At 47.5% G+C, this 9,760-nt stretch carries 7 protein-coding genes; 4 read left to right on the top strand and 3 right to left on the bottom strand.

Features of this window, described 5'->3' with window-relative positions; all coding sequences use genetic code 11:
• Window positions 1–36: 36 nt before the first annotated feature.
• Complete coding sequence (locus IM477_RS05960) at window positions 37–480, top strand: molybdenum cofactor biosynthesis protein MoaE (RefSeq protein WP_004163195.1); 444 nt, start codon at window positions 37–39, stop codon at window positions 478–480.
• Between the two features lie 2 nt (window positions 481–482).
• Here IM477_RS05960 and IM477_RS05955 read toward each other — a convergent pair whose 3' ends face one another.
• Entirely contained in the window at window positions 483–1,556 is a 1,074-nt protein-coding gene (locus IM477_RS05955) for an AOC03_06830 family ribosome hibernation factor (RefSeq protein WP_287730904.1), read from the bottom strand.
• A gap of 478 nt (window positions 1,557–2,034) precedes the next feature.
• On the bottom strand, window positions 2,035–3,597 hold the full coding sequence (locus IM477_RS05950) for a B12-binding domain-containing radical SAM protein (RefSeq protein ID WP_004163193.1): 1,563 nt from the start codon (window positions 3,595–3,597) through the stop codon (window positions 2,035–2,037).
• A 258-nt stretch (window positions 3,598–3,855) separates the two neighbouring features.
• Here IM477_RS05950 and IM477_RS05945 point away from each other — a divergent pair, with 258 nt between their 5' ends.
• From IM477_RS05945 to IM477_RS05935, 3 genes are all read left to right on the top strand, one after another.
• On the top strand, window positions 3,856–4,017 hold the full coding sequence (locus IM477_RS05945; protein WP_487353236.1) for a CAB/ELIP/HLIP family chlorophyll-binding protein: 162 nt from the start codon (window positions 3,856–3,858) through the stop codon (window positions 4,015–4,017).
• 304 nt (window positions 4,018–4,321) lie between these two features.
• Entirely contained in the window at window positions 4,322–5,617 is a 1,296-nt protein-coding gene (locus IM477_RS05940; RefSeq protein ID WP_287730903.1) for a Glu/Leu/Phe/Val family dehydrogenase, read from the top strand.
• A gap of 144 nt (window positions 5,618–5,761) precedes the next feature.
• Entirely contained in the window at window positions 5,762–8,494 is a 2,733-nt protein-coding gene (locus IM477_RS05935; RefSeq protein WP_287730905.1) for a cation-transporting P-type ATPase, read from the top strand.
• A 43-nt stretch (window positions 8,495–8,537) separates the two neighbouring features.
• Here IM477_RS05935 and pyrC read toward each other — a convergent pair whose 3' ends face one another.
• Entirely contained in the window at window positions 8,538–9,572 is a 1,035-nt protein-coding gene (gene pyrC, locus IM477_RS05930) for a dihydroorotase (RefSeq protein ID WP_287730902.1), read from the bottom strand.
• Window positions 9,573–9,760: the final 188 nt, after the last annotated feature.

The following is a 9,760-nucleotide window of genomic DNA, read 5'->3' as shown; positions in this document are numbered from 1 at the left end:
CCCTACACCCCACACCCAACCCCCATCACCTCATCCATGACACCAGATAGTTTTCGCGTCAGTTTTGCTCCCTTATCTTTGCAGGAAGTATATCAATTAGCCGATGATGGGGCTAATGGTGCTATTGTACTAATGAGTGGCACTGTACGGGAGCAAACCGACGGTAAACCGGTTATTTATCTTGATTATCAGGCCTACGAACCCATGGCGATCGAGGTTTTCCGGCAAATTGCCGGGCAAATTCGGCAAACCTGGCCCGATACCAATCGAGTTGTCATTCACCATCGCACCGGTAAGCTACAAATCGGGGAAATTAGCGTCTTAGTAGCGGTGGGTTGTCCCCATCGGGGGGAAGCTTTCGCAGCCTGTCGTTATGCTATTGATACTCTCAAGCATAATGCCCCCATCTGGAAAAAAGAATACTGGTCTGATGGTTCTAGTCAATGGGTTAGTATTGGGGCTTGTGAAACGGCCCATTAGGTCTAATAACGCAAAATTAAGGCAATTTTTTGGTAATCGTTCAAGGAATCTTCATCGACTAAAGCTACACGTCCTCCCTTGGCCAATACCACTTCGATAATTTCATCCACTGCATCATCGATTACCTCCGTACCACCGACGTTTTCCACCAGTATCAAATCACCGTTTTCGCTTAAAACTGCGGGTACATGGTAATTTTTATCCACTAATAACAATTTTCCTCGACCTTCCTGCGCTAAACGCCACACTTCTCCCAGGGTAGAGATAACTTTTTGAGCGCTGACTGCCGCGTCCAAAGCTTGCAGGGCTTCAGTTTTTTGAGTCTGACGCACTGAATGCATAATCGGCAATACTTGCGGAATTAATTCTGGCAGTGAGGTTTTGTCAAAATTGCCGGTTAAAGTGCCAACAATTGCTGATGTGTACTGTGAAACTTCTTGAAAGAAGGAAATTTGACGAACCACTCCACCCACAATCAAAGGGGAAGAATCATCAATGTATTCACCCAGAGCATTATCTACCTGTTGGAAAAATCGCCGGATTCTATCATCTAGATAACTGGTATCGGCATCAAAGGGCAGTGGTGCGGTAGCCCCCGGTCCAGTCATTTCTAAGGGAAAATTCTGATCGCAAATTTCTTCGAGAGTTTCTCCTGTAGCTGAGATTAAACGAGTAGAACCCTGACTTAATAGTAACAGCCAATAGGGTTGTTCTCGATGTAATCCATAAACTAAATCCCGTGTGGCAAAGGTTTTATCGATGACAACTCTTGCCTGGACAGAAAAAGGCAAGTTATAAAGCTCGGCAATATCCGGACCAATATAGATAGCTAATCCATCTAGAGTATAAGGATAATCTATTTCAGCCACTAGACTATCGAGGCGCTCGAACAAAGGTTCGATTTCACGTTTAGAGAATTCTGCCGATAATCGGTGCTTTGCTTCATCGACCAAATTTTTAACGAGAATAGGGTCTTGTTTGTTATCCGGTGAGGTGCGATGGGTAGGTAAGAGAATGGAAAGGGCGGGTATTTGAGCTAGGGATTGTAGTTTCTTAAGTTCTTGACGAGTAATCATTGATTTTAGCTTGATTGATAGGGTTAAGGAGCTAAAAATACTGGCTTTATCCAGATTTTCTCGATTTATTCAGTATTCCAGCTAACATTTTAGGGAAAAAATGTAATTATATCTAGAAAATTAAGAATTTATACTGAATTGCTTTGGCAGAGATTGAGGGAATTTTTAACCAGAAAATAGGAATATTATTGATTTATCGATCGTCCACCATCAGGACAGAAAATGTTAAGGATGGGTAAATAACCCATCCTCGGAATAATTAGGAGCTGCTGAATAAATCTAAAAACCTTGTTGGGTAAGACTTTTAGACTTTTTGTCAATCAAAAAGTACCGGGCATGGGAGTGATCAGGGGGAAAATTCCGGGACTTTTTTCCTGAAAATTAGGTAATTGGCCCCCTCAAAACCGGTAAAACCCCACACCCCACACCCCACACCCCACACCCTGCCCCCAGGAAAAACTTTTTCAGCATACCCTAATTAGGCCGCTATGGCGGTTTTTTCCGATGTTAATGCCTCTTGGCGTTGAAATTCGGCTAATTGTGCCATAATTTCATCCCGAACAATCTGACGGTATTCCAGGAAATGCTCGTTGTGGGCGCAGACAGTGATATAGTGTTCGGCGTTGGCGGGATTATGGCGCAAAATACCGAATAAATTCTGCCAGAATTTCCAGCGAGTGGACCGTTTAAAGCCCTGTCGCCAGATAATTACCGCTAGGGCATAGAGATCGGCCCGGCGAGGCAGTTTAAAGGCTGGTTTCGCTTTAGGTGCCCCTAATTTCAGGAAACAGCGATAGGTGCGATCAAGAAATACCTCCGGATCGTACAATTTCCAGAAGGCTTCAATATATTCCGTGGCAATATCTTCGATCGGCCGGGTGGGAACGAAATTCATCAGGGTACTTTGGTTAATGTCCTGTTTCCCCGTTAATCTTAGTCGTCCTTCTTTTTCCAAGCGAGTCCATAGGGCGGTATTGGGTAAAGCTTGTAACATTCCAAATAGAGCCGTGGGAATGGCCGCTTCTTCGACAAAATTAATAATGCGATCGGCCGCTCCTTTTTTCTCGCCATCAAAACCGATGATAAATCCCGCCATGGGGCGCAATCCGGCTTTAATAATCTTTTCTACCGTCTCGGTTAAGGAACTACGGGTATTTTGGAATTTTTTGGTTAATTGTAAACTTTCTTCGTCGGGGGTTTCAATACCTAAAAAGACCGCATCAAAGTAACAATCGACCATCATTTCCATTAATTCGGGATCGGCGGCTAAATCCACCGATGCTTCCGTGTTAAACCGGAAAGGATACTGGTGTTCTTCTTGCCAAACTTTTAATTCTTTGAGGAGTAATTTAACGTTGCGCTTGTTGCCAATAAAATTATCATCCACCATGAACACGCCCCGGCGCCAACCTAACTCGTAGAGATAATCTAATTCTTTTAATAATTGTGCGGGGGTTTTGGTGCGGGGTTTACGACCGTAGAGAACGATAATATCGCAAAATTCGCACTGGAAGGGACATCCGCGCGAGAATTGTACCGACATGGAATCATAAGCTTCAAAATCGAGCAGATCGTAGCGTGGGATCGGGGTAATTGTCACATCGGGTTTTTCTGTGGTGCGGAAAACACCTTTAGTTTCTCCTCTTGCCAATGCTTCCACAAACATCGGGATGGTGATTTCTCCCTCATCGAGAATCAGAAAATCGGCCTCGGCCACTTCGTGGGGGATAGAAGTGGGATAGGGACCACCCACGGCCACCAGTTTACCCCGTTGCTTGGCTTCGTGAATTTGCTCGATTAAATCTTGACGTTGCACAATCATGCCGGAAAGAATCACTATTTCGGCCCAGTCCCATTCTGCTTCTGTCACTGCCCGAATATTGCGATCAACCAGTTTAAATTCCCATTGCTGCGGTAAAATCGCCGCCACCGTCACCATACCAAGGGGAGGAAGTAAGACTTTGCGATCAACTAATTCCAGAATTTTGTTATAAGACCAGAAAGTCGGCGGAAAAACGGGATAAATCAGTAAGGCGCGCATATTCACTCCTCGCTCGATGGCGATCGATTCTTGACCTTTCGCTTGATTGTAATCTTTTTCGGTCAGGGATGGGAAAACCGTTATTTAGCCCTAGAACTAAGATCAGGCTTGATTTTCGGCCGCCATTGCCCACCCTTGACCCTGCCCCCATAAAAGTTTATGGTCAACATTAATAAAATTTATGTAAACAAATGTTGCATAGTCTGGGAAGTTATGTTACATTTAATATCAAGCACTTGAATCAAATGCAATTTTATTATAGGAAGGCAATTCACCATGGATAAGCAAGAAAACAAACTCGGCTTCACCGCTTTCGCTGAAAACTGGAATGGTCGTTTAGCCATGCTCGGTTTCGTTATTGGCGTAGCTACGGAATACTTAACCCACAAAGGTATCCTTGCTCAATTAGGCTTAATGTAATTTCAGCCTCGATTGCTGTGCATCTACAATCGTCTTGAATAAATTATCAAAAAAGGGGGGGAGCATAGCTCTTTCCCTTTTTTAGTTGCAGGTTGGGGATGGGGGAGTGGGGTGATAGGGAAGTGGGGTGTGGGGTGTGGGGTGTAGGGTGTAGGGTAGTTGATGTACTGGAAAATCTCTCAAGTAACCTTGTTTGAGAATACTTGTCGGCAATTCCTGTCTATGGTTAATTAAGAAAAATAAACTGTAGCGAAATATACTGTTTTTTCATGTTCTAATGGGGATAGATAGGGGGAAAAAAATCATGTCGAAATCACTCTTTACCGATGCCAGCAGTCGCCTAGAACGCGCCCTTAAGTATGTCTCCATTTCCGATGATGCGATCGAGCGGTTAAAATATCCCAAAGCTAGTCTCAGCGTCTCCATACCCGTCCGGATGGACAACGGCACTCTGAGAATCTTCCAAGGCTACCGCGTCCGCTACGATGACACCCGCGGCCCCGGCAAAGGAGGGGTGCGCTATCATCCCAACGTCAGCATTGATGAGGTGCAGTCCCTAGCCTTTTGGATGACCTTTAAATGCGCCCTGCTGGATTTGCCCTTTGGTGGGGCTAAGGGCGGCATTACCCTCAATCCGAAAGAATTGTCAAAAGCCGAGTTAGAACGTCTTAGCCGGGGCTATATCGAGGGTATAGCCGACTTTATCGGTCCCGATGTCGATATTCTTGCCCCCGATGTCTATACCAACGAGATGATCATGGGTTGGATGATGGACCAGTACAGCATCATTCAGCGTAAAATTAGTCCAGCGGTGGTGACGGGGAAACCTTTAACCATGGGAGGCAGTCGTGGCCGCGATACGGCGACAGGAACGGGAGCTTTTCATGTTATTCATTCTCTTTTGCCGAAATTAGACAAAAAACCCGCTAATACTACCGTAGCCGTTCAGGGATTCGGTAACGCCGGGGCCGTAGTGGCGGATCTCCTCGCCAAAGCCGGTTATCAAGTGGTGGCGGTAAGTGATTCCCAGGGCGGCATTTATCGGGAAAAAGGCCTAGATATTGCCAGCATTCGTGAGTATAAACAGGAACATCGCGGAATTACTGCTATTTACTGTGAGGGTACTGTGTGTAATATCGTCGAACACGAAGCGATTAGTAATGAAGAATTATTAGCCCTAGATGTGGATGTTTTGATTCCGGCTGCCCTAGAAAACCAAATTACCGCCGAAAATGCCGATCGCGTGCGGGCAAAATATATCTTTGAAGTGGCCAACGGTCCGACTACCTCAGAAGCCGATCGCATTTTAGACTCAAAAGGGATTCTCGTTTTCCCCGATATTTTGGTTAACGCCGGTGGGGTAACGGTGAGTTATTTTGAATGGGTGCAAAATCGCAGCGGTCTTTATTGGCGATTAAACGAGATCAATGAGCGCTTAAAAGAAAGAATGGTGACAGAAGCGGAAAAAGTCTGGTCTTTCGCCCAGGAGTTCGATACATCTCTGCGTAACGCCGCCTACGCCCAGGCCATTGCTCGTCTCGGTGAAGCCCTAGATGCCAAGGGAACCCGCGATTATTATCAAAATAAGACGAGAGCTTAAGGTCGTCAGTCGTCGGTCGTCGGTCGTCAGGAAATAAATAGGGTGATAGGGTTTTGGGGTGATAGGGTGATGAGACAGCTTCCCCACTTCCCCACTTCCCCAGGAAAAACTTTTTGCCGCAAACCCTAAATATTGGAGAGCATGATGCCAGTTCAATTATCATTGCCCTTGTATCATCAACTTTCTCAACCAGAGGTGATTGAATACTTGACCAGCGATGGGTCAGCGGGCTTATCAGCAGAAGAAGTGGCCAGTCGCTACGAAAAATATGGCCCGAATGAACTGCGATTTAAGCCGGGGAAACCAGCTTGGTTGAGATTTTTGGGGCAATTTCATCAGCCGCTACTCTATATTCTCTTGCTTGCGGGTACTATTAAGGCATTTTTAGGGTCTTGGACGAATGCCTCGGTGATTTGGGGAGTTACCCTGATCAATGCCATTATTGGCTATGTGCAGGAAGCTAAGGCGGAAGGTGCGATCGCTTCCCTAGCCAAAGCCGTAACCACAGAAGCGACCGTGTTGCGAGAGGGACAAACCCTCCGGATTCCATCTCAGGATTTGGTGCCAGGAGATATCGTTTTATTGGCATCGGGGGATAAAGTACCAGCGGACTTGAGGCTGCTGAAAGTCCGCAATTTGCAGGTGGATGAGTCTGCCTTGACCGGGGAATCCTTGCCCGGGTCAAAAGCGATCGAACCCTTACCCGGGGATACGCCCCTAGCAGAAAGGACAAACATGGCCTACGCAGGGAGTTTTGTTACCTTTGGACAGGGCAAAGGGATTGTTGTCTCTACGGCCAATGCCACCGAAGTGGGGCAGATTTCTCAGTCGATGGAAAGCCGAGTCAGCCTTAGCACACCCCTGACCCGTAAATTTGCCCAATTTAGCCGCACCCTACTCTACGCAATTTTGACCCTAGCAACCTTGACCTTTGCCATCGGGTTAGGACGGGGGAAATCTTGGATCGATATGTTTGAAGCTGCCGTTGCCCTCGCAGTGAGTGCGATTCCAGAAGGGCTGCCGGCAGTGGTAACGATTACCTTGGCCATTGGGGTCAACCGCATGGCCAGTCGCAATGCGATTATTCGTAAACTGCCCGCAGTGGAAGCATTGGGGAGTGCGACCGTCATTTGTTCTGACAAAACCGGAACCCTGACCGAAAATCAAATGACTGTACAGTCCATTTATACTGAAGGGCAATATTACGCCGTTAGTGGTGGTGGCTATAGTCCCAAGGGCGAAATTAGTCTGATCACCGATGGCAACCCTGGCAGCCCCTTTGCAGAGGAATTGCCCCCGGCCCTAGGGGATTGTCTGGTAGCTGGTTTGCTTTGTAATGACTCCGGGCTAAAACAAACGGGAGAAGATTGGTCAGTGGTGGGGGATCCTACGGAAGGGGCGCTGATTGCGGCCGCTGCCAAAGCAGGTCTCAGTCAATTGGGGCTATTGTCTTTAACCCCACGATTGGATGCAATTCCCTTTGAATCTGAGTACCAATACATGGCAACCCTGCATGATGGGATACCTCGTCTGATCTATGTCAAGGGATCGGTTGAGTCGCTAATGCGTCGTTGTTCCCAGATGATCGATCGCTATGGTCAGATGACCGTGCTGAACGCCCAACAGATCGAGCAAGCGGTAGAAACGATGGCAGAGCAGGGTTTACGGGTGCTTGCCTTCGCCAAAAAAGCAGCCGCGACCCATCAGCATTCTATCGACCATGAGGATATCGAAACAGGCTTGGTGTTTCTAGGATTACAGGGCATGATTGACCCGCCTCGTCCAGAGGCGATCGCTGCCGTTCATGCCTGTCAAAGTGCTGGGATTCGCGTCAAGATGATTACTGGTGATCATCTTGTCACGGCGCGGGCGATCGCGGAACGGATGGGCATTAAAACGGCAGCACAAGTCTTAGCATTTGAGGGAAAACAATTAGCGCAAATGGATAATCATCAACTGGCCCAAGCGGTTGAAGATGGATCGGTATTTGCCAGGGTTGCCCCTACCCAAAAACTGCAACTGGTGGAAGTACTCCAGTCCCAAGGAGAAATCGTGGCGATGACGGGCGATGGTGTTAATGATGCGCCGGCTCTCAAGCAGGCCGATATCGGCATTGCCATGGGGAAAGGAGGAACGGAAGTCGCCCGGGAATCTGCTGATATGCTCCTCACTGATGATAACTTTGCCTCGATCAAGGCCGCTGTCGAAGAAGGACGCACCGTTTATCAAAATTTACGCAAAGCGATATCTTTTCTCTTGCCTGTCAATGGTGGCGAATCGATGACCATTCTGATCAGTACTTTACTGGCACGAGATTTACCGATTCTCTCCCTACAAGTACTCTGGTTGAACATGATCAACTCGGTCACGATGACTGTTCCCCTGGCCTTTGAAGCAAAATCCCCCGGCATTATGCAGTCACCACCACGCAATCCCAATGAACCTTTGATCACCAAAAAACTATTGCGCCGAATTTTGGCTGTTTCATTGTTTAACTGGATTCTGATTTTTGGTATGTTTGAGTGGGCTAAATCGACCACAGGAGATATTGCCGTTGCCCGCACAATGGCAATTCAATCCCTTGTGGCAGCACGGGTTATCTATCTGCTCAGTATCAGCCAATTAGGGATGAGCCTAGTTAACTACCTGCGTCGTCAGTCAACGTCGATCACTAATGCACCGATCCTAATTTTGGGGATTGTGGCTGCTGTTGCCCTACAAATTTTGTTTAGCCAATGGGGGGTGATGAACAGTCTGTTTGCAACGGCGACCCTAACCGGTCATCAATGGCTAATCTGTTTGTTGCCGATGCCGCTCATGGTACTTTGGGCAATTTTTGCCAACCGCATCGATCCTCCTCATTGTCACGGGAAATAAATAATCGTGAATTCTTGACCGCAACTATAAAAACTGGCGGTTTTTATTCCCCTAATTGCCAGGTTATCTCTTCACCCGCTCGTAACGGCACCAGTCCGGATTCGGGAAATGGCAATTCATCGGGAATGCGCCAAGGGGTTTTGGTTAAGGTGATTTGTTCGGTATTTCGGGGGAGTTGATAAAAATCTGGACCGTGGAAGCTGGCGAACCCTTCTAGTTGATCGATCGCATCAACGCTCTCAAAGGCTTCTGCGTACAACTCTAGGGCGTGCAGAGCCGAATAACAACCCGCACAGCCACAGGAACTTTCTTTGCTGTAGCGAGAATGGGGCGCGCTATCGGTCCCTAGAAAAAACTTGGGATTGCCCGATGTTGCCGCTTGCAAAAGTGCCAAACGATGATCCTCTCGTTTCAAAATCGGCAGGCAATAAAAATGGGGACGAATGCCACCAGTAAAGAGAATGTTTCGGCTAAATAATAAATGTTGGGGCGTAATTGTGGCGGCGACATTGTTGTTAGCAGATAGAACAAACTTGACCGCATCGGCAGTGGTAATGTGTTCAAACACCACCCGCAGTTTGGGAAATCTTGTTATCAGTGGGATTAAGTGCTTCTCAATGAACACTTTCTCTCGATCGAACACATCAATATCACCATCGGTAACTTCTCCGTGCAGTAGTAGCGGCATATCCAGCTGCTCCATCGCTGCCAAAACGCCATCGCACCTACGAAGGTCCGTCACCCCCAAGTCGGAATTAGTTGTCGCACCGGCTGGGTAGTATTTCACCGCTTTGACAAACTGGGAGGCTTTCGCCGCCACGATTTCTTCGGGACTGGTATTATCGGTGAGATATAGGGTCATCAGTGGCTCGAACTGTTGACCCTCTGGAACTGCTGCCAGAATGCGCTCGCGATAGGAGGCAGCATCAGCGACTGAGCGCACTGGTGGCTTTAAATTCGGCATGATAATGGCACGGGCAAACTGACGCACCGTATGGGGTAGAACCGCTTTCATTGCCGCACCATCGCGGAGATGAAGGTGCCAGTCGTCGGGTCGAGTCATTGTGAGTCTTCGCATTGTTCAATCATACTACGGTTAGGGTTCCCACCTCACCAAACACAAGGGTTTTAGTTGATTGGAACGAACCTTTGATTTTAAGTAGCTGGTTACAATTAAATTAAAAATGAATTTTAGGTTCGATCCCCCCTGCCCCCCTTGATAAGGGGGGTGCCGATAGGCGGGGGGATCCCCCCTTAATCCCCCCT

This window comes from Microcystis sp. M090S1 (assembly GCF_020246295.1).
Classification (GTDB): Bacteria; Cyanobacteriota; Cyanobacteriia; order Cyanobacteriales; family Microcystaceae; genus Microcystis; species Microcystis aeruginosa.
The sequence above is the reverse complement of the archived record's forward strand: the minus strand, read 5'-3'. Positions and strand labels throughout refer to the sequence as shown.

Coding starts and splice junctions, on each gene's coding strand:
- IM477_RS05960 (WP_004163195.1), top strand. CDS start 37: ATGACACCAGATAGTTTTCGCGTCAGTTTTGCTCCCTTATCTTTGCAG.
- IM477_RS05955 (WP_287730904.1), bottom strand. CDS start 1,556: ATGATTACTCGTCAAGAACTTAAGAAACTACAATCCCTAGCTCAAATA.
- IM477_RS05950 (WP_004163193.1), bottom strand. CDS start 3,597: ATGCGCGCCTTACTGATTTATCCCGTTTTTCCGCCGACTTTCTGGTCT.
- IM477_RS05940 (WP_287730903.1), top strand. CDS start 4,322: ATGTCGAAATCACTCTTTACCGATGCCAGCAGTCGCCTAGAACGCGCC.
- IM477_RS05935 (WP_287730905.1), top strand. CDS start 5,762: ATGCCAGTTCAATTATCATTGCCCTTGTATCATCAACTTTCTCAACCA.
- pyrC (WP_287730902.1), bottom strand. CDS start 9,572: ATGCGAAGACTCACAATGACTCGACCCGACGACTGGCACCTTCATCTC.